This window comes from Klebsiella sp. 2-CIP_Kleb. (assembly GCF_050378715.1).
Classification (GTDB): domain Bacteria; phylum Pseudomonadota; class Gammaproteobacteria; order Enterobacterales; family Enterobacteriaceae; genus Klebsiella; species Klebsiella quasipneumoniae.
The window spans coordinates 51,299-75,905 of record NZ_JBNRLG010000001.1; the positions used below are offsets into that span (position 1 = coordinate 51,299).

Below are 24,607 nucleotides of genomic sequence, written 5' to 3' on the forward strand. Positions count from 1 at the left end.
CCGGGTAGCGGTGGTTCAGTTGTCGAGTGTCGCCGTAATATGCACTTTGTTGCCCATTCGCGCCTCAATGATCCGATAGGCGGTTGCGCCCTCGCGGGCGGCCTGCTGGCGAATTTTGCTCTCCGCGTTGTCCAGGGTATCGCCGGTGACGGTGATGGTTCTGGCGTTGACCGCCAGCGGCAGCAGACAACTCAATACGATCAGTGGAATTAACTTTTTCATCTTCATTTTCATTCTGTCCTGTGAGAGAAAATCAGCGCGCGGCCTGCAGCCAGCCGGCAATGTCCTGGGTCGGCAGATGGTGGCGGGCATTCCAGGTGTCGCCCATCGGCCACCACACGCCATCCCCCCGGGCGAAGGCAGCGCGATAGCGCAGCATGGCGTTATCCGGATCCGTCCGCAGCTGGTCCAGCAGGGTGGGCAGGGTGTGAACGGCTTTGCTGAACGTCTGCTGCGTCACGCGTTCCACAGTTTCCGCCAGCTGGCGGTAAGAGGTCGTTTCGCCGGCAACAAACACCACCTCGTTGACGATCCGCGGCTGATGCAGATAAATCGCGGTGGTCAGGCGGCCAATATCCGCCGGCGAGGTGACGGTCACCTGGGTGTCCCAGCCGCCAAGGGCGTGAAGGGTTCGGGTGGATAAATTCACCACATCGAAGTCTGGCTCGAAGAGAAAGCTGGTAAACATGCCGGTGGAGACAATGACCCACTCCGTGGCCTGCTGCGCGCGCAGCAGGGTCCGGACATCATACTGCTCGTCCCACACCGGCTGGCCGCTGCCTTTGCCGACCACATCGTAATCGACGCCAAACTGCCAGGGAAAATAGCGGGGCACTCCGGCGGCCAGCACCGCGCGGGTAATTTTTAGCTGCGTCCCCGGACCGGCGACAAACCCCATGCAGTTAATCACGGTGGTGAATCCGCTAAACTGACCAGCCAGCGTCTCCATGTCGCTACCGGCAATGTCGACGGCGAGAAAGGTGGCCCCGGCGTCGGCCAGCGCCCGGTGGTTTGCCGACCGCAGCTGGCCGGCTTCATCCCAGGCCGCCGGCGAGACGATAACCGAGACCGCGCCATGGCGCTGGATCACCGCAGGTACCAGCGCATCCAGTACGGCGGCGCCCAGTTGTCCCGCTCCCAGCACCAATGCCTTTTCCTCGTGGTTAAGATTATCAGATTTCATTTTAACTCCTTACTCAGTTAAGCCTTGTATTGACTGGCTACAGGCTCAGTGTAGGGGGGTGGGCATCATTAGATAAGAACAGGATTTCGGGTTAGACTGTTCGTCTTAATGGGATAATAACCGCCAGTGGAGAACGAAATGGACAGACTGGATGCCATGCAGTTGTATGTTGCGGTTGTGGATGCCCACAGCTTCGCCCGGGCGGCGGAGGTGCTGGGGCAGCCGCGCTCAACGGTGTCGCGGGTAGTGAAGGAGCTGGAAGCCTGGCTGGGGGCGCAGCTTCTTCAGCGCACCACCCGCAAGCTCAGCGTGACGGCCGAGGGACGCCGGTATTACGCGGAGTGTAAACGGCTGCTGGCCGAGATGGCGGCGATGGAAGCCTCCTTTCCCGGCCGCTCGGCCCAGCCCGCCGGGCGGTTCAAGGTGGGGATGCCGCAATCTCTTGCCCGGCACTGCGTATTGCCAAGGATCGGCGAGTTTCTGCAGCAGTATCCCGACCTGGAGTTGATCCTCCGCTCAAGCGACAACGTGGAAGATATTATCCAGGAGGGATTCGACTGCGTGATCCGTAGCGGACAAATCGAAGATTCCACCACCCTGGTGGCGCGTCCTCTGGCCCGCTACCGCTGGATGGTCCTCGCCTCGCCGGCCTGGCTCGCGGCCCACGGCCGGCCGCAGAGCATCGACGATCTGCACCAGCACCGGGCGGTGGGCTACCTGAACCACCGTACCGGGCGGACCATCGACTGGCTTTTCTCCCTCGATGACGGCGATTGCGCGATCCGCATGCAGGAGACGCTGGTGGTCGACGATACCGATGCCTATATCCAGGCCGGCGTTCAGGGGCTGGGCCTGATCCGCGTCGCCAGCTATCTGGCGCAACCTTATCTGCAGAGCGGCGCGCTGGTCGCCTGTCTGGAGCAGGCCGCTTCTGATCTTCCCCTGTCGCTGGTCTATCCGCAAAACCGCTATCTGCCGCCGGCGGTACGCGCGTTTTATGACTGGAGCAGACGCGTTCTGCAACCCCCGCTCAGCGAGGCCTGATGTCGGTGGTATTCGCTCCCGCTATGGTCCGCGCATGGCCTGTTTTATCCTCGCTATCAGCCAGTTCAGCGCCGGATCCTGCGCCCGGCGTTTGTGACGCAGTATACACAGGGTAAATTCCGGGTAGGCCACCGGCGGGGCGTCCGCGCGCAGGGCATACTGCTCCTGCCAGCGCTGCGCCAGCCCCTGGGGGACGGTGGCGAAGAGCGGCAGGGTGGTCAGCAGCAGGGGAAAGGTGGAGAAATTCTGCGTAGCAAAGCGCACGCGCCGCGCGAGACCCTGACTGGCGAGCTGGCGGTCTATTTCCCCGTGGCCGGTTTCGCGATAGGCCACCATCACATGTTCCCAGGCGACGAAATCGCCCACCGACAACGGCCCGCGGCAGGGGATCTGCTGCGGCGACCAGAGAGTGGTCACCCCCATGCTCATCACCGGTTCACTGACGATCTCCCCGCGGCTCTGTTTGTTGAGGGATACCGCGACATCAATGCGATCCTCCTCCAACAGCTGGCGTACCTGGAAGGGGTCGGCGGCTAGTGTCTGGAGCGACACCCCGGGCGCCTCCTGCATCAGTCCGGGTAACAGCTGGGGCATCAGCCAGTGTTCGCTCCAGTCGCTGAGGCCGACGCGGAAAAGCTGCTGGGCGCTGGCGGGGGAAAACTCCCCGGCGCCAAACATTGCCGAATGCAGGTGTTCCATCAGCGGCTGCAGCTCGGTCATCAGCGCTTGCGCCCGCGGCGTCGGCAGCATGCCTCTGGCGCTGCGCACGAACAGTGGATCGTCAAACATCTCGCGCAGCCGTTTCAGCGCCCCGCTGATGGCCGGCTGGCCAAGATGCAGCGCCTCTGCGGTGCGGGTGACGCTGGCTTCGCGGTACAGCACCATCAAGACCGTCAACAGATTCAGATCGATACGACTAAAATCATTTTCAATGATTTTCTTCATTATAATAATCAATTTGAATGTGGGTTATCCCGGCAGCATAGTGAATATCACCCCGATAAATCAACCAGCGCAATGCGCGCGGAGGGAGTGATGCAAGCTTACCAGACAGGCGACAGCCTGATATTCAAAGTTCCGGAGCGCGAGATTAGCCTGCAGCCGGCGGCGCTCTATCCCGCAGCGTTCCCTGCGACGGAGGCGGACGCCGATAATCAGCCAATCGCGCTGTCGATCCACAGCTGGGTGGTACAGACTCCCCACGATCTGATTGTTATCGATACCGCCACCGGCAACGGTCGGGAGCGCGGCGGCAATCCGCTCTATCATCAACTTAACACGCCGTATCTGGAGAATCTCCGCGCCGCGGGAGTGAACCCGGAGGACGTGACCCTGGTGCTACTGACCCACCTGCATACCGACCATGTCGGGTGGAATACCGTCTGGCAGGACGATCGCTGGGTGCCGCTGTTCCCCAACGCCCGCTACCTGTGCTCGGCAAAAGAGCTGACGCGGGTGAAAAACAGCGAACGCTACCGGGCGCTGTGGCTCGACAGCCTGCTGCCGGTGATCGAAGCCGGCCTGCTGGAAACCGTCGATGTGGCGGCCCGGCCGCGGGTCGGCGGGCGGATCGCCTTTGTGCCCACCCCCGGCCACAGTCCGGACCATGCCGCGCTGATCCTCGCCGCCGGAGATGATTACGCCTGTTTCTCCGGCGATCTTCTTCATTCCCCGCGCCAGTTTACCCATCCGCACTGGAACTCGGCGTTCTGCGGCGATCCCCGGCAGGCGGAAGCCTCCCGACGGGAGATGATGGCGTGGGGAGCCAGCCATCATGCTCAATGGTTCACCGGGCATTTTGCCGGGTCTTCCTGCGGCTGGCTGGAGAAGGATAAGCAAGGTGACTATCGCTGGCGAGAGGCCGGGCAACAAGCTGCAGATAAGGGGAAACAGTGATGAATAATACGCAAAGCGTGTTGGTTTTTGGCGCCACCGGTCAGCAGGGCGGCTCGGTGGCGCGGGCGCTGCTGCACCGCGGCTGGCGGGTTCGGGCGCTGGTCAGGGATCCTTTCTCCGCCGGGGCCGTCGCGCTGGCGGCGCGGGGAGCCGAGCTGGTGGTGGGTACCTTTGAAGACCGGGCGGCAATGCGATCGGCAATGGCCGGGGTCGACGGCGTCTTCAGCGTCCAGCCCAGTTCGCCGGGAGGGACGGTGACCGATGAGCAGGAGGTACGCTACGGGATAACCATCGCCGACCTCGCCGTCGAGTGCGGGGTGAAGCATCTGGTGTACAGCTCCGGCAGCGCGGCGGGGGAGACGCCCACCGGCGTAGCGCATTATGACACCAAAGCGGAAATTGAACGGCATATCCGCCGCCTGCCGCTGGCGGCGACCATCGTGCGTCCCGCCACCTTTATGGAGCTGTTGGTGATGCCCGGTTTTGGCCTTGATGAAGGTCATTTTCACTTTTTTATGCTGCCGGAGGGGAGGATGCAGGTGCTGGCGGTGGAGGATATCGGCCATCTAGTCGCGGCAGTTTTTGCCGCGCCAGCGCGGTTTGCCGGCAAGACGTTTGAGATCGCCAGCGACAGCGTGACCGGCCGTCAACTGGAGGCGTTATTCTCCGCGGCGGCGGGACGGCCGATCCCCTATTCGCGATTTTCCGATGAGGTGCTGGCCGCCAGCCCTTTTCTGCACAAGCTGACCGGGCTGGTGGACGACGGGCGGCTGGCCGGGCACGCCGACCTCGACGCCCTGCGCCAGCTGCATCCGCAGCTGCACACCTTCGCCGGCTGGCTGGCGGGCCCCGGCCGTTCCGCCTTCGAGCGGGCGCTGACCAGCGGGGCCAGCTGGGCGTTTAATCGTTAAAGGCGATACCTCCTCTGCGCCGGCGTCTCGGTGTTTGGCCGGCGTGATGACCTGCGCAGGGAGGGCCTACAGGTCGTTAAGACAACTCACGAGGAGTACGATTGTAAAATTTTAAGCGGTTTTCACGCACAACGATAGGTAAAAGCGAACATCCAGAATTTTCAGCCGCTTACAATGGAGGAAACACTCTGGGATCGCCTGAATAATGACAATTTACCGATGGGCTTCGGCCTGCCTGTTAAGCATGACCTGCGCCGCTACGGCGGCGGAATTTAAAACCATCGAGGCCGATCTGCTGGCCTCCAACCGGCTGTTCTGTATGACCGGCTATGACCATAAGCCGATCGGCGTGGCGTGGGAGAGCGTCAAATCTAGCCGCTATCAACCGCAGTCGGATGGCGACCGTATTTTCAGCGACACCGTCTCCCGGCGCTTTCTGGAAGAGGAGAATAAGACCGCCTTTTACAATGGCGCCAAATATCGCGTACTGGGTAAACCCGCCAGCGCCTGCTATGACTATTCCGCCGCGCGTATTCAACGCATGGCGGGCTACCTGAAGGTGTAACGGCCCCGCGAGGCGGGCGCTAAAACAGCGCCAGTCGGGCGAGACGGTCCAGCGCGTTGCTCAGCGCGTCGTCCCCAGCCGTCAGACTGATGCGGATAAACCCTTCGCCCCCTTCGCCAAAACCAGTGCCTGGCGCCACCAGAATATGCGCCTCCTGCAGCAGCAGGCGGGCAAACTCTTGTGAACGGTACCCGGGCGGCACGCTCAGCCAGAGGAAGAACGTGCCTTGTGCGGTACGAACCGGCCAGCGCAGCGCGGCCAGTCGACGCAGAACCCACTCCCGGCGCTGATGATACGCCTCCTGCAGCTGCGCAATCCGTTCTGCCGGCAGGCTGAGCGCGGCGATCGCCGCATCCTGAATCGCGCCAAACACCGTGCTGTAGCTGTGGGTGTGCAGCTTTTTAAATGCCCGAATAATCGAGGCGTTGCCGACCGCGAAGCCGAAGCGCCAGCCGGCCATATTAAAGGTCTTGGAGAAGGTGTAGGTTTCCACTCCCCACGCCTTCGCGCCGGGCTGAGAGAAAAGGCTCAGCGGCGCGTCACTGGCCGCGCTGCCGATGGCCGCATAGGCAAAATCGTGCAGGATCGGCACCTGGTGATGGTGGGCAAACTGCAGGGCGCTGGCGAACAGCGCCGGCGTGGCGAGGGCGCCGGTGGGGTTATGCGGATAGTTAAGCACCACCAGCCCGGCCTTGTCAGCCACCTCCCGGGGGAGGTCGTTAAAATCCGGCAGGAAATGGTTCTCAGCCCTGAGCGGCAGGCCATAAAACGTCGCCTGGGACTGCAGCGCCGCTGAGCGATAAATGGGATAGCAGGGATCGGTGGAGATGAGGTATTGCCCGGGACGGAGCAGCGCCCGCGGGATGCCGCCAATACCGATATGCGAGCCCTGAAATACCGCGACTTCGCTGTGCGGATCGAATTCCACATCATACTGGCGGCGATAAAAATGGGCGATCGCTTCGCGGACCTGCGGCTTGCCCCAGAATGAGGGGTAGCCATGGTTTTCACGACGATGAATGGCGCTCTGCAGCGCGTCAATCACTTCCGGCGGGGTGGGTTGATCCGGACTGCCGCTGGAGAGGTCGATCAACGGCAGCATGTCGGTGTTGACCTCCGCGGCCAGGTTTTCCAGCAGGCTGAACAGATTCTCTTCCAGGGCGTCCACCAGCGGTGAAGCAGCAAAATCAGGCATAATTTTCCCGGTTTACGTCATCAATAATCTGCCATCTTTAAGGGATTTATGGCGCCTGGCTAAATAACAATATCTGCAAAGGATGATTATTTTTAGGATATGTCGGGATGGCAAAAGGTTATGAGGAATAAGCAAAAGGAAATCCGGCGTTCTGGCTTACAACCCTCTTGCGGCTGTGATTTAATCGCTCAATATCGCCAACCTTCCAGGAAAATACCTTATGAACAAGTCAGTTGCGCTCGGGATGACGCTTGCCCTGTTATCCGCTACCTCTTTTTACGCCACCGCAGATCAAATTATTCGTATCGGCTTCAATCCCGGGCCGTATAAAGAGCAATTTGAAAAAGGGGTCGCCCCCTATTTATTGAGTAAAGGGTATAAAATCGAATATAAAGATTTTAGCGACGGTATTCAGGTCAATGACGCGGTAGCCCGCGGCGATATCGAAGCGAATATTATGCAGCATCCGGTATACCTGAAAGCGATCAATGAGCGGCTGGGGACCGATAACGTGGGCATTGTGCAGGTACCCACACCGCCGATGGGCCTGTATGGCGGCAAACTGACCACCCTGGGCACCCCGGCAGCCGGCACGGTGGTGTCGGTGCCAAACCAGCCGTCGAACGAATATCGCGCGGTGCTGGTGCTGGAAAGTCTGGGCTGGGTGAAGATTAAACCGGACAGCGATCCCGCCACCTTTTCCCAGCGCAATATCGTTGCTAACCCCTATAAAATCGTGCTTAAGGAGATGGACAATGCCCAGCAGGTTCGCGCGCTGCCGGACGTCGACTATGGCCTGATTCAGGGCAATTTCGCCGTCTCCAGCGGCATGGCGCTCACCTCGGCATTAAAGCTGGAGGCCGCCACCAGCCATTTTATTAACGTCGTAACCGTTGCCGGTAAAAATCAGAAGGCGCAGTTTGCCAAAGATATTATCGACGGCTATCACTCTGCCGATTTCAAAAAATATATTCTCAGCCATCCGCAGTATGATGGTTACCTGCTGCCTGATTATTTAAAATGAATAACGCAATGATAGAATTTCGCCATGTCAGTAAAACCTTTTCCAGAAAAGGGCATCCGGTTCTGGCCCTGCAGGATATTAATCTCAGTATCGACCGGGGCGATATTTTCGGCATTATTGGCTACAGCGGCGCAGGAAAAAGCACCTTATTGCGGCTGATTAATCGGCTGGAAACGCCGGGCGAGGGCGAGGTGGTGTTGAATGGTGAGCCGCTACAGGACTGCAGCGGCCAGCGACTGCAGGCGATCAAAAAAGATATCGGCATGATCTTTCAGAATTTTAATCTGCTGAATTCGAAAACGGTATTTCATAACATCGCTATCCCGCTTATTTTGCAGGGCCGCGACAAGGCCTTTATCCAGGCGCGGGTTGCGGAGCTGCTGGCGTTTGTCGACCTGAGCGACAAAATGCACAGCTACCCTAATGAGCTGTCGGGAGGGCAAAAGCAGCGGGTCGGTATCGCCCGGGCGTTGGCCACCAACCCGTCGGTGCTGCTGTGCGATGAAGCCACCTCGGCGCTCGACCCCCACACCACGGTACAGATCTTACTGCTGCTGCAGGAGATTAATCGCCGCTATGGCATCACCATTGTGCTGATTACTCATGAAATGTCAGTGATCCAGAAAATCTGTCACAAGGTGGCGGTGATGCAGGCCGGGCGCATTGTTGAGCAGGGGACGGTGTTCGATCTCTTTGCCCAGCCGCAGCATCCGGTCACCGCCAGTTTCGTGCAGTCGGTGGTGCACGATCGCCTGCCGCAGCGGGTGGCGTCGCTCCTGCAGCGCGATAACGGCGCCCGGGCTTTACGCCTCGAATTTATCGGCGCGACGGCCCGGCAGCCGATCATTAACCACCTGATCCGCGAGTATGCTGTCGAGGTGAATATCCTGTTTGCCAGCATGTCCGAAGTTCAGGGCCGGATACTGGGATTTATGATTGTGCAACTCCTCGGCGAGCCTGACGAAACCGAACGCGCTATCACCCATCTGGCCGACGCAGGAGTGAAAATCACCCATGTTTGATCTGATTGATACCGCCATTACCGGCGAGCAGTTTCTGCTGGCGCTGCATGATACCCTGATTATGGTCGCCATCTCACTGGGCTTTGGCGCGCTGATCGGCGTCCCGCTGGGAATTGTGCTGGTGGTTTGCCGTCCCGGCGGCATCGTGGCCAACCCGGTGGTGCATCAGGCGCTGAATCCGCTGATTAACGTGCTGCGCTCGCTGCCGTTTATCATTTTGCTGATTGTGATCCTGCCCTTCACCAGGCTGCTGGTGGGCACGACTATCGGCACCGCGGGGGCCATCGTGCCGCTGATCGTTTTTGTCGCCCCCTATATTGCCCGGCTGGTGGAGAGCTCGCTGCTGGAGGTGGATGAGGGGATCCTTGAGGCCGCAGACGCCATGGGCGCTACCCCTCTGCAGACCGTCTGGCACTTTATGCTGCCGGAGGCGGCGGCGTCGCTGATTCTGGCCCTTACCACCGCGACCATCGGTCTGCTTGGCGCGACCGCCATGGCGGGAACGGTGGGCGGCGGCGGGATCGGCGATCTGGCGATCACCTACGGCTATCAGCGCTTCGACGCCTTTGCCACCCTCACCACCGCCCTGGTGCTGATTGTTATTGTCCAGCTTATTCAGACGCTGGGTACCCGCCTGGCTCGCCGGCTGCGTCGCGAATAACCGCTAATCCGCGCCGGGGTTGCCCCGGCTAGCGTGCGCAGACCGCGGCGAAGGCGCTGGCTACCCGCGCAATATTGCCGTGGTTGAGCCCGGCCACACAGACCCGACCGCTGGCGATCAGATAGATGCCGTGCACTTCGCGCAGAACGTCTACCTGATCGGCGCTAAAGCCGGTGTAACTGAACATGCCGCGCTGGGTCAGCAGATAGGAAAAATCCTCCGCCGGCAGGGCTGTCTGCAGGGATTTCACCAGCGCGACGCGCATGGCGCTGATGCGGGTGCGCATGGCCTCCACTTCTTCCTGCCACAGGGCATTCAGCTCGGGATCGTTGAGCACCTGCGACACCACCTGGGCGCCAAACCCCGGCGGGCTGGAGTAGTTGCGGCGCACGGTGGCTTTCAACTGGCCCAGCACGCGCCCGGCGGCATCGGCATTGTCACAGACCACCGACAGGCCGCCGACACGCTCGCCGTACAGCGAAAAAATCTTCGAGAACGAGTTACTAACCAGCGCCGTCAGCCCGGCGCTGGCGATGGCGCGGATGGCATAGGCATCTTCATCCAGCCCACGGCCAAAGCCCTGGTAGGCAATATCGAGGAACGGGATCAGCTCCCGGGCGATCAACACCTCAATCACCCGATCCCACTGCTCGGGGGTGAGATCGGCCCCCGTCGGATTATGGCAGCAAGGATGGAGCAGCACGATGCTGCGCGACGGGAGCTGCTGGAGGGCGGCAAGCATGGCGGGGAAATTGACCCCGCGAGTGGCGCTGTCGAACCAGGGATAGGTATGCACCTCGAAGCCCGCCCCGGCAAAGATGGCCACATGGTTCTCCCAGGTCGGATCGCTGACCCAGACCGCGGAGTCGGGGAAGTAGCGCTTGAGAAAATCCGCGCCCACCTTCAGCGCGCCGGAGCCGCCCAGCGTCTGGATGGTGGCGATGCGTCCGGCACGCAACGCCGGATGATGTTCGCCAAACAGCAGCGTCTGGACCGCGCGGCGATAGGGCGCCAGTCCCTCCATCGGCAGATAGAGGCTGGCCTTTTGCAACTGGCTCTGTAGCCGGTCAGCGGCCTGGCGGACCGCCTCCAGCTGAGGAATGATGGCCTGCTCGTTATAGTACAGCCCGATGCTGAGGTTAACTTTGTCTGCCCGGGGATCCTGTTGAAAGGCTTCCATCAGCGACAGGATAGGATCGCCCGCGTAGGCGTCGACGTTCTGGAACACAGTGGTTACTCCTGAAATGACCGTTAAAGGTGAAGCCATTACACCGCATAGCGTCCGGGGCGGTGGTTCATGGCGATAATCGAATTCAAAATCACGGCGCCGAGGACAGAGACCAGCAGCATCGGCAGGCTAACCACCCACAGGGAGGCGGTGACGATGCAGGCGTCCACTACCATCTGGAATTTACCGGCGCGGATGCCGCTTTTATCCTGCAGATAGAGGGCCAGAATATTGACGCCGCCGAGGCTCGCTTTATGGCGGAACAGCACCACAAAGCCGATACCGACCATGATGTTGCCGAAGAGGGTGGCGTAATAGGGGTTCAGGCGATCGACATGGATAAAGTAGCCGTGCAGGTCGGAGAACAGCGACACCAGTCCGACCGCGCAGAAGGTTTTCAGCGTGAAGGCGGCGCCCATCCGCCGGACGGAGAGCCAGTAGAAGGGCAGATTAATGGCGAAGAAAACCACGCCGAACGGCAGGTGGGTGGCGTAGTGGATCAGAAAGGCCATGCCTGCCGTCCCGCCGGTCAGGGCACCGGCCTGACGAAACAGGATAATACCAAAGGAGATCATTAGCGTGCCGAACAGCAGCGCCAGGGCATCCTCCAGCCAGGTGTGAGTCAGTTTTTCAGGGGAAAGGACGTTATCCATAAATAAGCACTATCTTTTCGTTAACAAGGATAAGCTCTTGTTTGCAAAAATCGCACCAGCGGAGAGTGCCCGGGCGATCGTTTGCGGAAAAAACAGCCGTGGTAAAGCCTAACCTGTTGTTCTGACAGGAAGAGAAGATTGCACGTGTCGTGCGTTTTATGGTTGCCTAATGCGTGAATTGTGCGAATTTGCCGCTTGTCGCTCATTGTCTGGCCCCGCGTCTGCACCAGCGCAGGGCACTGTGCCCCGGTTCAGCGCAGCGGGAGCGTGCCCGGCATCAGCTGGCCGTTCTCTTTCAGGCGGTTGAGCACAACGGCAGTTTTCAGATGGGCCACCCCTTTGTTTTGCGCCAGAATATGGCTGATCAAATGGCTCAGACCGGGCAGGTCCGGGACCGTTACCCGCAGCAGATAATCGGCGTCGCCGGTGGTTTTCCAGGCGTCCAGAATGGCGTCCACTTCACTGAGCATCTGATGAAAGCTCTCCACGCATTGCGGGGTGTGATTCAGCAGACGCACCTCAATCAGGCCAAGCATCTCCTGCCCGGCGGCATCCGGCGCCAGACGCGCATGGTAGCCGAGGATAAGCTGCGCCTGTTCAAGGGCGATACGGCGGCGCGAACACTGGGAAGCGGACAGTCCGATAAGCTCGCTCAGTTCCTGATTGGTTAAACGGCCATTGGCCTGCAGCAGGGTAAGAATTTTCAGATCATAGTCGTCGATGTTGTACATAGTGGCCACTAGCGGAACGTAAAAGTGGCTAACAGCCTAACAGTTTTTTGCCTGGCGTGAAGCCTGGGCGGACGGCGGCAAAGCGGATGCACCAAAACGGGTCAGGTTCATGCATTAAGTCGCTCTTTTTCTCATGATCTGTGCGTAATCTGGCCATTTTTCGCGTGTGATGCGCCAGGTCAGCGCCGCGATGAGCAGCTACCGGAACTGATGCGAAAACAATAATTCAATATAATTCAATGAATTAATTTTTCTCTGCCGCTGCGCGGCGATCCGCTGGCCTGAAAGTTGCTACCGGCGAAAGTGACTTTTTACAGACAGGGGCAGGTCAGAGATGACAACGCAGCAAGAGCATCAGTTAAAACGCGGGTTAAAAAACCGCCACATCCAGTTGATTGCCCTCGGGGGGGCGGTCGGCACTGGACTGTTTTTAGGTATTGCGCAAACGATCCGTATGGCAGGCCCTTCGGTCCTGCTGGGGTACGCCATCGCCGGGGTTATCGCCTTCTTTATCATGCGTCAGCTTGGCGAAATGGTGGTAGAGGAGCCGGTGGCGGGTTCGTTCAGCCATTTCGCCAACCGCTACTGGGGGCCCTTCGCCGGGTTTATGTCAGGCTGGAATTACTGGGTGTTGTACGTGCTGGTAAGCATGGCGGAGCTGACGGCGGTGGGGATCTATATTCAGTACTGGTGGCCGGAGATACCCACCTGGCTGTCGGCGGCGATCTTCTTCGTGGCGATCAACGCCATCAACCTGACGCACGTCAAAGTGTATGGCGAGCTGGAGTTCTGGTTCTCGATTGTCAAAGTGGCCGCCATCATCAGTATGATCGCCTTTGGCTGCTATCTGTTATTTAGCGGTCACGGCGGCCCGGCGGCGACGGTGGCCAACCTATGGCAGGACGGGGGATTTTTCCCTAACGGCATCACGGGCTTGGTGATGGCTATGGCGGTGATCATGTTCTCCTTCGGCGGGCTTGAGCTGGTGGGGATCACCGCGGCGGAAGCCGATGAGCCGCATAAAACCATTCCCAAAGCCACCAACCAGGTGATCTACCGGATTCTGCTGTTTTACGTGGGGTCGCTGGCGGTCCTGCTGTCACTCTACCCGTGGCGGAACGTCGTGGAAGGGGGAAGCCCTTTTGTGCTGATCTTTCACGCCATTGACAGCAATATTGTGGCCAACGCCCTCAATCTGGTGGTGCTCACCGCCGCGCTGTCGGTCTACAACAGCTGCGTCTACTGCAACAGCCGGATGCTGTTCGGCCTGGCTCAGCAGGGCAACGCCCCGCGTGCGCTGCTGCGAGTGAACCACCGCGGGATCCCATTGACCGCCCTGGCGGTATCCGCCGTCGCCACGGCGCTTTGCGTGGTGATTAACTATGTGATGCCCGGGAAAGCCTTTGCCCTGCTGATGGCCCTGGTGGTGGCCGCCCTGGTCATCAACTGGGCGATGATCTGCATCACTCATCTTAAGTTCCGCCGCGCCATGCAGCGGGCCGGGAAGGTAACGGCTTTCCAGAGTTTCGCCTATCCCCTGACAAACTGGCTGTGTCTGCTGTTTCTCGCCGGGATCCTCGGAGTGATGTATCTGACCCCGGACATCCGCATCTCCGTCTGCCTGATCCCGGTATGGCTGCTGATCCTTGCCGCAGGCTATCTGCTGCGCAGGAAAAGCGCGCTGGAGCCGGTGGCGGCGCTGGAGGAGCGTTAATCTGCGATGCCCTGCGTGGCGGCAGGGCGATATTGTTGCGCTGAAAACATATAGCGCCAATATATAGGATGGTTTATATAATTACGATAAATGATAACTAACAATATCACGCTGAATATAAATGAGAATGTGAGGTGACCGCGCGCTTTTTATTGATCTTGCGTACCGCTTTGCTACTATCCAGCCGGCATTGAGTCTTTATTTTATAATGCCTGGAAATGGAATGGTAAAATACATAATGGAGTAGGGTATGAAGCATGTGCACAAGCTGGCCTGGATTGGCCTGTTCGTCAATATTATTATCTGTTTTGTCGCGCGTAATTTATTACTCGATGAAGGACAACTGAATTTCCATAGTCGGGTGGACAGCATGTGGTCCTGGCTGGTTCTTGCCCTGTTTATCGCCGTGGTGGTTCAGGCGCTCAGCATTATGCTGTCTGGCCGCTATCCTTATATGGCCATTGTGCTAGCCTTTATTGGCGGTATCGTGATGATACCCATCAGCATGATCTTTCTGGTCGGCAGCCTGTTCAGCTTTCAAACGCGGATTAACGCCGGTTTTACCCCGTGGCGGTCAACAACCGGGGCGATGAGCCGCGACGATAATCACCAGCTATTAACCTTTAATGCATCCGCTTTTTATCCGCAGGGAGCGCTGGCGCTCATCGCCGGGATAATTATCTTAAAGATTGGCATGGGTATTGGCGGCGTATTTATTGCCGCCGGTATTCTGGCGTTGTGCAACGGCTATCGTCTGCAGAATCGGGTGGTGATTGGCGTCAGCGGCGAGTCGATGATATTTACGCCGGGTCTCTATGCCGACACCTACATTATTCCTTTGCGCGATGTAGTTCTCGCTGAGCGCGGCAGTCATGATGCGAAAGTCCGGCTGCTCATCCCGTCGACAGGCAGAAGTATCACCTTGCGCAAAAAAATGCTCGCCGGCGATAACGTCAGCGACACCTTCGCCGCGATCCTTGCAAAACTGACCACCGTTTAGCGCCGGCAGGAAGAAAAGCCGCCAGCGACAACGAGGGCCCTGGCGGCGGAAGGGGAAACATCAACGGCAGGCGCGTCGGCCTGGCCTTTGGTATACAGCAACAGGCTGCCTGTTAATCCACGTTAGTAAAATAATCGCGCGCGGCGGTCTCGACGCGCTTCGCGTCAAGCCCGGTCTTCTCAGTGATCTGCTCGATAAACGGTTTAAATTTTTCGTCCATCACGTTCCCTCCTTCCCAGTGGGCGACGTAAAATTTGCACTGATAGCGATAAAAATGGAGAGTGGTATCTCCTAACGTGTAGTACATGAGCTTCTCCTGTCCGGTATTGCGGTCACCGCGTCCACAGCGTCAGCAACCTTTTTCTCATCACGATCGATCTGTTCTCTATCCTCCTCCCAATTGGCTGAAATTTCCAGCGGTGCTTTACGCAAAAAGGCAGGATAAAGAAAGGATAATCTGCTGACAGGTAGTGATTATTTCTGGAGTCAGGGCGGTGACCCGGTTACCTGCGGGCCGCGCAGATAACCGGAGTAGCGACAGGCTTAGCGCAGCGCGTTGCGCTCGTCGGCGGTCAGGTCGAGGGTTTGCGCCACGCCGCTTTCCGCGGAACGCACCGCCGCTTCCAGAACGGCCATTACCGCCAGCGCTTCAACCGGCGGCACCGGATTGGCGATCTGGCCCTTCAGCGCGTCGCGGATCTGCATATAGTACTGGCGCTGATCGCCCGACGGGGTAGGCTGAGTTTGGGCCTGCAGCGAGGCGTCATAGATCACCAGCTTGTCATCATCCTGACCCCAGCCGGCGCTCCCCGGTACCACACCCGCCAGCAGCTGGCTCTCCTGCTGGTCGGCCCGCGCTTTGACAACGCTGCCTTTATCGCCATGTACGGTAAAGCGCGAGGAGCCCCCCGCGACCAGCATGCTGCAGTGGAGGATCGCTTTATGCGCCGGGTAGTTTAACACCACGTGCGCCCAGTCGTTGATCTCCGCGCCGTCGCGCAGGGTGGCAATGTTGCCCTGTACCGACTGCGGCAGACCAAACAGCTGCAGCGCCTGATCGATCAGGTGCGGCCCCAGATCGAACCATAAGCCGCTACCGGGAACGTTCTGCTCGCGCCAGCGGACGCGGACTTCCGGGCGGAAACGGTCGAAATGGGACTCAAAATGTTTCACCGTGCCGATGGCGCCCTGCTCAATAACCTGACGGATCCCGAGATAGTCGCTGTCCCAGCGGCGGTTATGGAAGACGGAGAGCAGGCGCTGTTTCTCCTGCGCCAGGGCGATCAGCTCCCGGGCCTCCTGCATATCAAGGGTAAAGGGTTTGTCCACCACCACATGCTTGCCGGCGTTCAGCGCCAGGCGGGCCAGCGGCGCGTGCGTGGCGTTGGGGGAGGCGATGACCACCAGATCGACATCCGGATGCTGGACCGCCGCTTCCGGGGAGGCGATCACCGTGACGTCCGGCAGGTCGCGTTTGACTTTCTCTTCATCGCGCGAGGCGACGAAGGCCAGGTTCAGGCCCGGCACCGAACGGATAAGCGGCGCGTGGAAGGTCTTACCGACGAAGCCATAGCCAATCAGGGCGATATTTATCGTGTTGTTACTCATCAGGTTCTCCGCGTTGTTAAGCGTCAGCAATATGTACAGAGAGGGCAGGGTCATCCCCCAGCTCAGGCCAGGGACGATCGAGGAAAAGATGGTCTATGTCGCTGAGACCGGCCACCAGCCAGGGTTCGCAATGGTTGACTTTGGTATGGTCCGCCACCAGCCAGTGTTCCGCGCTGGCGGCGAGCATGGCGCGTTTTACGTCGGCATCGGCCTCCTGGCTGGCGCTCAGGCCCAGTTCGGCATGCAACGCGCAGGCGCCGAGAATCGCGATATCGGCGCGGTAGCGCGACACCAGCGACAGCGTGGCGCTGCCGGCGAACAGCCGCTGCTCACTGTCCCACTGGCCGCCAAGCAGGATGAGCTGGATATCGGCGCGGTCGCTAAACAGCTGGGCGATATCCAGCGAAGCGGTGATCACGGTCATGGGGCCTTTCAGCTGGCTAGCGACGGCCAGCAGTGTGCTGCCGGCGTCGAGAAACAGCGTCGAGCCGGAGGGGATGCGCGCGGCGACCTGCTGGCCGAGACGCTGCTTGGTTCCGGGGAGCAGGGCGTTTCTTCCCTGGCGCGTCATCGCCGGGACGTTAAGCGCGATGGCGCCGCCGTGGCTTTTCTGCAATACCCCCTGGTTTTCCAGCTCGCTGAGATCCCGGCGTATGGTATCGGCCGACACCTGCAGCGCATCAACCAGTTCGCTGATGCTCAGCTGACCGGTTTCACTCAGCCGGTCGAGGATGTGTTTTTGTCGGGCGAGCTTATGCATGACGAGAGACTCCGCAAGTTGACGCAATAAGCGGCATAATACAGCATAAAGTCGCAAAATAAACCGCAAAAAGTCGCACTGAGGCGCGCAAAACCTGAAGAACTTGATTTCACTACACTTTAACGTTAAATGAGGAAGGTGGGCGCGGCCCGGGGGAAAGCGCTTTTTAATGAAGCGATTAGCCCCTTTCACCGGGCAATAAACAGCGAAAAAGCGCGCTTTCGCGTACCTTATACAGAGTGCGTGCAATGTGACAGGCATGGATTAACGGAGGTTGAGTGGACGCGATTAAAGGCTCGGAGTTGCAGATACCGGACGCGATCTTCGCGTGGGTGCTCGACGGGCAGGGGGGCGTGAAGCCGCTCGCCGATAACGATATTATCGACAAAGAGAAGCCCTGCTGGCTGCATCTCAACTATACCCATAGCGACAGCGCCGACTGGCTGGCTGCCACCCCGCTACTGCCTAATAACGTGCGCGATGCCCTGGCGGGCGAGAGCACCCGACCGCGGGTAACGCGGATCGGCGACGGGGCGTTGATCACCCTGCGCTGCATCAACGGCAGCACCGATGAACGCCCAGACCAGCTGGTGGCGATGCGTCTCTATATGGATGAGCGGCTGATCGTCTCCACTCGTCAGCGCAAAGTGCTGGCGCTCGACGATGTGCTGGGTGACCTGAAGGAGGGCAATGGGCCGACGGACTGCGGCAGCTGGCTGGTGGAAGTCTGCGACGCGCTGACCGATCATGCCAGTGAGTTTATTGAACAACTGCACGACCGAATAATCGACCTCGAAGACGACCTGCTCGATCAGCAGGTGCCGCCGCGCGGTTTCCTTGCCCTGCTGCGTAAACAGCTGATCGTGATGCGCCGGTATATGGCGCCGCAGCGCGATGTTTACGCCCGGCTGGCCAGCGAGCGACTGCCGTGGATGAGCGACGATCAGCGGCGGCGGATGCAGGATATCGCCGAGCGGCTGGGGCGCGGGCTGGATGAGATCGACAGCTGCATCGCCCGCACGGCGATCATGAGCGATGAGATCGCCCAGATTATGCAGGAGTCGCTGGCGCGGCGGACCTATACGATGTCCTTGATGGCGATGGTGTTTCTGCCCAGCACCTTTTTAACTGGCCTGTTCGGCGTCAACCTCGGCGGGATCCCTGGCAACAGCTGGCATCTGGGGTTTAGCCTCTTCTGCCTGATGTTAGTCGTTGTCATCGGTGGTGTTGCATGGTGGTTACATCGCAGTAAATGGTTGTAAAGAATCGCCTTTTAGCAGCGACGATGCCGGGAAAACCCGGCAATGTTTGAGCGAAATCAATAAACCCTCTACCCATTCAGGGCAATATCTCTCTCGCAGGTGAATGCAACGTCAAGCGATGGGCGTTGCGCTCCATATTGTCTTACTTCCTTTTTTGAATTACTGCATAGCACAATTGATTCGTACGACGCCGACTTTGTTGAGTCGGCTTTTTTTTTGCGCTCTCCTGACCAGCTTCTACGCTTACTAAGACACCCGACGGTCTTCAGGCCGTTTACGCCTGCGGGTACGCCCGTATCACTTTCCGGGAGGCCACTATGCATTACGCTTCAGGGCTGACAGCCCAGTCTATCCCCATCTCGCCCGAGCCGAACGATCCGGTTCCTTTACCCGATCCACGACCGCGTCCGCAGCCGCAGCCCGATCCGCCGCCTGATGAAGAGCCGATTAAATTGTCGCATCAGGCGCGGAGATCTGCGAGGATACGCGCCTGCAGATCGTCTGTCCTTTAATACGAGAATACATTGTGACCGCTTTTTCTACCCTGACTGTTTTACCTGCCGCCCAATTAGCCAACCTTAACGAGCTGGGTTATCTGTCGATGACGCCGGTTCAGGCCGCCGCCCTGCCGGCGATCCTCGCGGGGAAAGATGTGCGCGTGCAGGCAAAAACCGGCAGCGGAAAAACGGCCGCCTTCGGGCTGGGTCTGTTGCAGCATATCGATCCGTCGCGCTTTGAGACCCAGTCGCTGGTGCTGTGTCCGACCCGCGAACTGGCCGATCAGGTTGCCGGCGAGCTGCGCCGTCTGGCGCGCTGCCTGCCGAACATCAAGATTTTGATGCTCTGCGGCGGGCAGCCGTTTGGCGCTCAGCGCGATTCACTGCAGCACGCCCCGCATATTATCGTCGCCACCCCGGGCCGTCTGCTCGATCATCTGCAGAAGGGGACGGTCTCTCTCGACGCGCTGCAGACCCTGGTGATGGATGAAGCGGACCGCATGCTCGATATGGGCTTCAGCGACGCCATCGACGAGGTGATCCGCTTCGCGCCGGCTGACCGGCAGACGCTGCTGTTTTCCGCCACCTGGCCTGCGGCGATCGCGGCGATCAGCGGTCGGGTGCAGCGTCATCCGGAAACGATTGAGATTGACAGCGTCGATGCGCTACCGGCTATCGAACAGCAGTTCTTTGAAGTTTCCCGTCACGGCAAGATTGCGCTGCTCCAGCGTCTGCTCAGCCAGCATCAGCCGGCGTCCTGCGTGGTGTTCTGCAATACCAAGCGCGATTGCCAGGCGGTCTGCGATGCGCTCAACGCCGCCGGGCAGAGCGCATTATCGCTGCACGGTGACCTCGAGCAGCGCGACCGCGATCAAACGCTGGTGCGCTTCGCGAACGGCAGCGTCCGGGTTCTGGTGGCGACCGACGTCGCCGCCCGCGGCCTGGACATCAAATCTCTCGCGCTGGTGGTGAACTTCGAGCTGGCCTGGGATCCGGAGGTGCATGTTCACCGCATCGGCCGTACCGCCCGCGCCGGCGAACAAGGCCTGGCTATCAGCTTCTGCGCGCCGGAAGAGGCGCAGCGCGCCACCATTCTGGCCGACATGCTGCAATTACCCCTTAACTGGCTGCCGGCGCCGACGGGCAACGCTATCACGCCGCTGACGGCGGGGATGGCGACGCTGTGCATCGACGGCGGAAAAAAGGCGAAAATGCGCCCGGGAGATGTGCTGGGAGCGTTGACCGGAGATATGGGGTTTGATGGCGCCGATATCGGCAAAATTACCGTCCACCCGGCCCACGTTTATGTGGCGATCCGCCAGAACATGGCGCAGAAAGCGTATAAGCAGTTACAAAACGGCAAGATCAAAGGCAAAGCCTGCCGCGTACGACTGCTGAAGTAAGGGCAGAATAGCGCGTCTCAGGCGGCGGCCTGAGACGCTTTCGGGTTACTTCACTTCCACTACGTTCAGACGCAGCTCATCTAACCGGGCGTCCTCTTCCTCCGGCTGCCAGCCGGCAGGCTGCAGGGGAATCTCTTCCCTGTCAAACGCTAAATCGCCGCCGTCCACCACCTCGGAGCCGTGGGTGATGCCTTTAAAATCAAACAGATTAACGTCGCTCAAGTGCGAAGGCACCACGTTCTGCATTGCGCTAAACATGGTTTCAATGCGTCCCGGATAACGCTTATCCCAGTCGCGAAGCATATCGGCGATCACCTGGCGCTGCAGGTTAGGCTGCGAACCGCACAGGTTGCAAGGAATGATCGGGAAGCCCTTGGCCTGGGAGAAGCGCTCGATGTCCTTTTCGCGGCAGTAGGCCAGCGGGCGGATGACGATGTGTTTGCCGTCGTCGCTCATCAGCTTCGGCGGCATTCCTTTCATTTTGCCGCCGTAGAACATATTCAGGAACAGCGTCTGCAGGATGTCGTCTCGATGATGGCCGAGGGCAATCTTGGTGGCGCCAAGTTCGGTGGCGGTACGGTAGAGAATGCCGCGACGCAGGCGAGAGCACAGCGAGCAGGTGGTTTTCCCTTCCGGGATCTTCTCTTTGACGATGCCGTAGGTGTTCTCTTCAACAATCTTATATTCAACGCCCAGCTGCTCAAGATACGCCGGCAGAATATGCTCCGGGAACCCAGGCTGTTTCTGGTCGAGATTCACCGCCACCAGCGAGAAGGAGATGGGCGCGCTTTTCTGCAGGTTACGCAGGATCTCCAGCATGGTATAGCTGTCCTTGCCGCCTGACAGACAAACCATAATGCGGTCGCCCTCTTCAATCATATTGAAGTCGGCGATCGCCTCACCGACGTTGCGGCGCAGACGTTTCTGCAGCTTATCGATGTTGTATTTCTCTTTCTTTGTAAGTTCTTGATTTTCTTGCATTGTTAACATTCTCAAAATCTAAAAGGGGCATATAGGGGGCAAAACGTGTTAAAGCCCAAGCCGGGAATTCAACATAGAAACCTGGTCGCCGTTCATTTCTTCTATCCATGTACTATAAACGTCGTACACCATTTGCGCGTTTTCATGCCCCATCTGATTGGCTATAAAAGACGGGTTTGCGCCAGCCGTCAGGAGCCAGCAGGCAAAAGTATGCCGCGTATGGTACGGATTCCTGCGGCGAATGCCAGCGCGTTTTACTGCAGCTTCCCATCTGCTGCCTATGCTGCTGTGCGAGTAGCAGGGTTTTTGCTCGCCTTTCCGTCTCCGCGGCATGAAAACAAGTCGCAAATTCTGTTCCTCGCTTGAGCCGTATTCCCTGTGGTGAAACGTGATAGTGGCGAGCGGATGTCCAGCTGTCAGTTCATGCTGCGCTTTGAGCGCGTCCAGGGCAGCGCCGAGCAATTGTATCGTCCGGTTTCCTGCTGCTAATGCCATACCGAGGCCTTTTGCTGAGGCGCTGGTGAGAGGTAACTCGCCGGAGATGTGCCGGGCGTGAGAAACCGTAAAAGCACCTGGGAAGCAATAAAATACCCGGCAATCAGTGCCGGGTTTTGGGGCTCACATAAGATTGGAAATCTGGCTGTAAGAGAGGTGTTTACTTTACTTGACCCTAAATGATAAGTCGAAACTCCTCATTTTTTAATGGAATATAGGTGAATGGAAGCGTTATAGGGAAGGAGTAGCCCTGCGGAAGAATGGCGATGCCTCAATCCCCCGCAGAACGCAAAGCGCGCAGCTAACCCGGCTGTGATATATAATCCCCTCCATACCAGCGGGGATGAAGAAGTGGAGCCGCATCCTCCGGCGTTGCATGAAAAAGGCGTATTAGGGATCTATAGACATAAGGAAAACAACAATTGGTATCGGTTATGAAAAAAACATTACTTCTGGTTTGCGCTGTTCTTATATCAAACTTGGCACTTGCTGCAGGAAATAAAGAAGAAGTGGTGCCTGTGCGGATAAGTTGCCCTAATCCTTATTATCCAGTTTCTGCCATGGCTAATCGGATTAGTGGCACTGTAAATTACGCTGCCTCAGTAAATGAAAAAGGGGAAGTAACTTCTGTTGAGACAACTGGTGCTGAGCTCTTTTTTAGAGAAACAAGATCAGCAATGAGAAAATGCAAGTATGAGCCCGGAAAGCCAGGCATTGCGCGTGGAACAATAAGATTTCGTCCATCTCAACCGTAAATACTGCTAGCCTACCTGGATTTTCTGTACTGAGAGATCTAGCAGCCTGATGCTCTTGCAATGGGAGTCGAGCCAAGTGATGTTATGTTGGCAAGCTCTAGAGATTTACCTGGCAAAATCACTGGTTAAGGGGAGCAGGTTAGTCATGGTTGGCTGAAAAAAAACTGGAGACGAGTTAGGCTCTCCTGTTCCCAGTGTGATTGCTGAAAAATTTCGTGGCTGTGAGTTTTCGAACTTTCATTCATTCGGAGAGCTTTCAGGAAGGCGGTTTCTGATACCACTGAGCTAACTGAGCGGTTTGACAAGCTAGCTTAGGGGGTATCAAGTTAGAAACATGGTCGTTCATTCGTAAAATGAGCATGTCGGGGGAAGGCTTAAACATGAATTAGAACACGCAAAAGCTATTAAAATACCGGTGATGTGTATGGTATTGAGAACTGGCGAGTTATGATGCACAAAAAGCCATGTCGAAGTTCACTAAGCAATGGTGGTAAATGATGGACAATAAAAAAAGCATTTCTGATTACACCGAATCTGAGTTTTTAGCTTTTGTGGAAAAGATATTTAAACCGGATAATACAACCGAAGATGAAGATGTGCAAAATGTTTTAGAGTTTGAACGTATCACTGAACACCCTAATGGTTCTGATGTAATTTTCTATCCTCCAAAGGGCCGAGAGGATAGTCCGGAAAGGGTTGTTAAGGAAGTGAAAGAATGGCGGGCCAGGAATGGCAAGCCTGGTTTCAAAGAGTAGCTGATCGGTACAGTTGCGTTATCTTACCTATCTTAACGTGATAATAGATGACTTCTGATTGAAACTCGCGCCGGCGGTTTTTTATTACGTTGAATTTATTATCGGTGAAAGTAGTTCACAATTTTGATTTTTTATCAACCAGCCCTAAAGATGCCGTCGGAGCCTGAGCAACTTCCTTAACTTATGCGCTTTGAGGGCATTCCCGATGCAAAAGGCAATCAGAACACCAAGGTCTGCTTTCAGCATAGTGCGGGTATTATCAGGTTATTGGATTTTAATAGCCTCAATCAATTACGCCCCCTGATTCCTAACGTTGTCCACCGCTCGGAAAACGGGGTGCCATGTGAAATGATCAGCAGGTTCCGCACCATCTGCAATTATCTCATTCACCTCTTTTCCTCGAATAGCCTGCCTCATCCATTCCCGGGTGGATTCAGGTACCAGGACCAGCGGCCGGCGCTGTGGGGGCTGGCTGTATGTAAATATAAAATAAATTCAGTTGGTTGGAGGGGGCACAACTTATTGGTGTTGTACATTTTTACTGATTTCTTGATTTTGCAGCATGTAATAGTGGCTCAATTCATAGTGTGGCATCAGAAGAGCACGCGTTCTGCCAGCCGCTGGACAACGTGGCGCTGGCGCGTAGCAATTAATGAGGTCTGACAGACAACCGTGGCGTGTATGGTACGGATTCATGGGCGGAATGTCAGCATCTTTCCGGCACTTTCCGCTGCGGGCAGGCAAGCTGGTGGAGCAGAAGTAAAAATAAACAGCCCGCCGGGCGGCGGGCTGTGGCGCTAGCGGACGACCAGCACCGAGCACTCGGCGTGGCGGACCACCGCGGCGGCGTTGGAGCCCAGCAGATAGGTGGTGATATCCGGCCGGTGCGAAGCGATGATCACCAGGTCGGCGGGTAGCGACTTGGCGAGGGCCAGGATCTTATCTTTTGGCGATCCTTCGGCAACGTGAAAATGTTTCCGATCTTCCGGGATAGAGAACTGTTTCGCGAGTTCTTTAAGCTGCGTTTCCGTTCCTTCACGCAGCTCATCCATACCAGGCAGTTCGGCGGTATAGGCCATTCCCAGTGAGGCATAATAAGGCAGGGAAGGGATAACGGAGAGGAAATGGACCTCAGCGTCGTCAATCCGCGCTTCCGATTCAACGTGACTGATAATGCGTTCAGTAAATTCTTTATCAGAGATATCGATGGGGACAAGAATCATTCTGCTCATAAAACCTCCTGTTTAAGTATCCCCTCATATTG

Annotated in this window: 25 protein-coding genes and 4 pseudogenes; 15 read left to right on the forward strand and 14 right to left on the reverse strand. The window is 57.8% G+C overall.

Annotated elements, in window-relative coordinates; genetic code table 11:
• Positions 1–15: 15 nt before the first annotated feature.
• Together ACQUTP_RS00245 and ACQUTP_RS00250 are read right to left on the reverse strand one after the other, a co-directional pair.
• A complete protein-coding gene (locus ACQUTP_RS00245; RefSeq protein WP_032431226.1) occupies positions 16–222 on the reverse strand; it encodes a DUF1471 domain-containing protein in 207 nt (68 codons plus the stop codon).
• Positions 223–253: 31 nt separating this feature from the next.
• The gene (locus ACQUTP_RS00250) at positions 254–1,183 is read right to left on the reverse strand and encodes an aromatic alcohol reductase (RefSeq protein WP_285755244.1); all 930 of its coding nucleotides are present in this window, start codon (positions 1,181–1,183) and stop codon (positions 254–256) included.
• Positions 1,184–1,321: 138 nt separating this feature from the next.
• Here ACQUTP_RS00250 and ACQUTP_RS00255 point away from each other — a divergent pair, with 138 nt between their 5' ends.
• A complete protein-coding gene (locus ACQUTP_RS00255; protein ID WP_428902318.1) occupies positions 1,322–2,227 on the forward strand; it encodes a LysR family transcriptional regulator in 906 nt (301 codons plus the stop codon).
• A 21-nt stretch (positions 2,228–2,248) separates the two neighbouring features.
• On the opposite strand, the gene ACQUTP_RS00260 is transcribed toward ACQUTP_RS00255, so the two are convergent.
• A complete protein-coding gene (locus tag ACQUTP_RS00260) occupies positions 2,249–3,172 on the reverse strand; it encodes a LysR family transcriptional regulator (RefSeq protein ID WP_064177909.1) in 924 nt (307 codons plus the stop codon).
• 87 nt (positions 3,173–3,259) lie between these two features.
• On the opposite strand from ACQUTP_RS00260, the pseudogene ACQUTP_RS00265 reads away from it, so the two are divergent.
• From ACQUTP_RS00265 to ACQUTP_RS00275, 3 genes and pseudogenes are all read left to right on the forward strand, one after another.
• Positions 3,260–4,130, forward strand: a pseudogene (locus ACQUTP_RS00265) (MBL fold metallo-hydrolase).
• Complete coding sequence (locus ACQUTP_RS00270) at positions 4,123–5,034, forward strand: NmrA/HSCARG family protein (protein WP_285755240.1); 912 nt, start codon at positions 4,123–4,125, stop codon at positions 5,032–5,034. Before ACQUTP_RS00265 ends, ACQUTP_RS00270 begins: the two are co-directional and overlap by 8 nt.
• A 205-nt stretch (positions 5,035–5,239) precedes the next feature.
• Positions 5,240–5,599: a hypothetical protein gene (locus tag ACQUTP_RS00275; RefSeq protein WP_023318077.1), complete on the forward strand. Its 360-nt coding sequence runs from the start codon at positions 5,240–5,242 to the stop codon at positions 5,597–5,599.
• 19 nt (positions 5,600–5,618) lie between these two features.
• Here ACQUTP_RS00275 and ACQUTP_RS00280 read toward each other — a convergent pair whose 3' ends face one another.
• Positions 5,619–6,794: an aminotransferase class I/II-fold pyridoxal phosphate-dependent enzyme gene (locus tag ACQUTP_RS00280; protein ID WP_064190169.1), complete on the reverse strand. Its 1,176-nt coding sequence runs from the start codon at positions 6,792–6,794 to the stop codon at positions 5,619–5,621.
• Between the two features lie 220 nt (positions 6,795–7,014).
• On the opposite strand from ACQUTP_RS00280, the gene ACQUTP_RS00285 reads away from it, so the two are divergent.
• From ACQUTP_RS00285 to ACQUTP_RS00295, 3 genes are read left to right on the forward strand one after another with little or no spacing between them, the layout of a single operon-like run.
• Positions 7,015–7,818 carry a MetQ/NlpA family ABC transporter substrate-binding protein gene (locus ACQUTP_RS00285; RefSeq protein WP_004203972.1) on the forward strand — a complete coding sequence of 268 codons (804 nt, stop codon included), beginning with the start codon at positions 7,015–7,017 and terminating at the stop codon, positions 7,816–7,818.
• A gap of 8 nt (positions 7,819–7,826) precedes the next feature.
• Positions 7,827–8,840 (forward strand): methionine ABC transporter ATP-binding protein, encoded by a 1,014-nt coding sequence (locus ACQUTP_RS00290; RefSeq protein ID WP_004203973.1) that lies wholly within the window; start codon positions 7,827–7,829, stop codon positions 8,838–8,840.
• Positions 8,833–9,501, forward strand: coding sequence for a methionine ABC transporter permease (locus ACQUTP_RS00295; RefSeq protein WP_004203975.1), 669 nt, complete (start codon positions 8,833–8,835; stop codon positions 9,499–9,501). Before ACQUTP_RS00290 ends, ACQUTP_RS00295 begins: the two co-directional genes overlap by 8 nt.
• Before the next feature lie 28 nt (positions 9,502–9,529).
• On the opposite strand, the gene ACQUTP_RS00300 is transcribed toward ACQUTP_RS00295, so the two are convergent.
• The 3 genes from ACQUTP_RS00300 to ACQUTP_RS00310 form a co-directional block, all read right to left on the reverse strand.
• Positions 9,530–10,729: an amino acid aminotransferase gene (locus ACQUTP_RS00300; RefSeq protein ID WP_064183121.1), complete on the reverse strand. Its 1,200-nt coding sequence runs from the start codon at positions 10,727–10,729 to the stop codon at positions 9,530–9,532.
• A 38-nt stretch (positions 10,730–10,767) separates the two neighbouring features.
• Entirely contained in the window at positions 10,768–11,382 is a 615-nt protein-coding gene (locus tag ACQUTP_RS00305) for a YitT family protein (protein WP_004176405.1), read from the reverse strand.
• A gap of 251 nt (positions 11,383–11,633) precedes the next feature.
• Positions 11,634–12,113, reverse strand: coding sequence for an Lrp/AsnC family transcriptional regulator (locus ACQUTP_RS00310; protein ID WP_080846621.1), 480 nt, complete (start codon positions 12,111–12,113; stop codon positions 11,634–11,636).
• Positions 12,114–12,447: 334 nt separating this feature from the next.
• Here ACQUTP_RS00310 and ACQUTP_RS00315 point away from each other — a divergent pair, with 334 nt between their 5' ends.
• Both ACQUTP_RS00315 and ACQUTP_RS00320 read left to right on the forward strand, forming a co-directional pair.
• A complete protein-coding gene (locus ACQUTP_RS00315) occupies positions 12,448–13,827 on the forward strand; it encodes an amino acid permease (protein ID WP_126066028.1) in 1,380 nt (459 codons plus the stop codon).
• A 250-nt stretch (positions 13,828–14,077) separates the two neighbouring features.
• On the forward strand, positions 14,078–14,827 hold the full coding sequence (locus ACQUTP_RS00320) for a hypothetical protein (RefSeq protein WP_428902319.1): 750 nt from the start codon (positions 14,078–14,080) through the stop codon (positions 14,825–14,827).
• A gap of 112 nt (positions 14,828–14,939) precedes the next feature.
• Here ACQUTP_RS00320 and ACQUTP_RS00325 read toward each other — a convergent pair whose 3' ends face one another.
• The 3 genes from ACQUTP_RS00325 to ACQUTP_RS00335 form a co-directional block, all read right to left on the reverse strand.
• Positions 14,940–15,134 carry a hypothetical protein gene (locus tag ACQUTP_RS00325; protein WP_004203980.1) on the reverse strand — a complete coding sequence of 65 codons (195 nt, stop codon included), beginning with the start codon at positions 15,132–15,134 and terminating at the stop codon, positions 14,940–14,942.
• A 236-nt stretch (positions 15,135–15,370) separates the two neighbouring features.
• Entirely contained in the window at positions 15,371–16,489 is a 1,119-nt protein-coding gene (locus tag ACQUTP_RS00330) for an oxidoreductase (RefSeq protein WP_053810501.1), read from the reverse strand.
• Positions 16,452–17,195 carry a DeoR/GlpR family DNA-binding transcription regulator gene (locus tag ACQUTP_RS00335; RefSeq protein ID WP_117130084.1) on the reverse strand — a complete coding sequence of 248 codons (744 nt, stop codon included), beginning with the start codon at positions 17,193–17,195 and terminating at the stop codon, positions 16,452–16,454. Before ACQUTP_RS00335 ends, ACQUTP_RS00330 begins: the two co-directional genes overlap by 38 nt.
• A 278-nt stretch (positions 17,196–17,473) precedes the next feature.
• Here ACQUTP_RS00335 and zntB point away from each other — a divergent pair, with 278 nt between their 5' ends.
• From zntB to dbpA, 3 genes are all read left to right on the forward strand, one after another.
• Positions 17,474–18,457 (forward strand): zinc transporter ZntB, encoded by a 984-nt coding sequence (gene zntB / locus ACQUTP_RS00340; protein ID WP_004203984.1) that lies wholly within the window; start codon positions 17,474–17,476, stop codon positions 18,455–18,457.
• Positions 18,458–18,792: 335 nt separating this feature from the next.
• A complete protein-coding gene (locus tag ACQUTP_RS00345) occupies positions 18,793–18,969 on the forward strand; it encodes a hypothetical protein (RefSeq protein WP_369707506.1) in 177 nt (58 codons plus the stop codon).
• Positions 18,970–18,983: 14 nt separating this feature from the next.
• A complete protein-coding gene (gene dbpA, locus ACQUTP_RS00350) occupies positions 18,984–20,357 on the forward strand; it encodes an ATP-dependent RNA helicase DbpA (RefSeq protein ID WP_205426048.1) in 1,374 nt (457 codons plus the stop codon).
• Positions 20,358–20,402: 45 nt separating this feature from the next.
• On the opposite strand, the gene ttcA is transcribed toward dbpA, so the two are convergent.
• Together ttcA and ACQUTP_RS00360 are read right to left on the reverse strand one after the other, a co-directional pair.
• Positions 20,403–21,338: a tRNA 2-thiocytidine(32) synthetase TtcA gene (ttcA, locus tag ACQUTP_RS00355; protein ID WP_004203988.1), complete on the reverse strand. Its 936-nt coding sequence runs from the start codon at positions 21,336–21,338 to the stop codon at positions 20,403–20,405.
• Positions 21,339–21,386: 48 nt separating this feature from the next.
• A pseudogene (locus tag ACQUTP_RS00360) lies at positions 21,387–21,821 on the reverse strand (tyrosine-type recombinase/integrase); the annotation flags it as partial.
• Positions 21,822–22,267: 446 nt separating this feature from the next.
• On the opposite strand from ACQUTP_RS00360, the gene ACQUTP_RS00365 reads away from it, so the two are divergent.
• From ACQUTP_RS00365 to ACQUTP_RS00375, 3 genes and pseudogenes are all read left to right on the forward strand, one after another.
• Positions 22,268–22,588: a TonB family protein gene (locus tag ACQUTP_RS00365; RefSeq protein ID WP_071600372.1), complete on the forward strand. Its 321-nt coding sequence runs from the start codon at positions 22,268–22,270 to the stop codon at positions 22,586–22,588.
• Positions 22,589–22,760: 172 nt separating this feature from the next.
• A pseudogene (locus ACQUTP_RS00370) lies at positions 22,761–22,877 on the forward strand (hypothetical protein); the annotation flags it as partial.
• A 205-nt stretch (positions 22,878–23,082) separates the two neighbouring features.
• Entirely contained in the window at positions 23,083–23,343 is a 261-nt protein-coding gene (locus ACQUTP_RS00375; RefSeq protein ID WP_077266838.1) for a bacteriocin immunity protein, read from the forward strand.
• Positions 23,344–23,634: 291 nt separating this feature from the next.
• Here the strand turns inward: ACQUTP_RS00375 and ACQUTP_RS00380 are convergent.
• Together ACQUTP_RS00380 and uspF are read right to left on the reverse strand one after the other, a co-directional pair.
• Positions 23,635–23,802, reverse strand: a pseudogene (locus ACQUTP_RS00380) (SOS response-associated peptidase); the annotation flags it as partial.
• A 338-nt stretch (positions 23,803–24,140) separates the two neighbouring features.
• Positions 24,141–24,575, reverse strand: a complete 435-nt coding sequence (uspF, locus tag ACQUTP_RS00385; protein WP_017898748.1) for a universal stress protein UspF — start codon at positions 24,573–24,575, stop codon at positions 24,141–24,143.
• Positions 24,576–24,607: the final 32 nt, after the last annotated feature.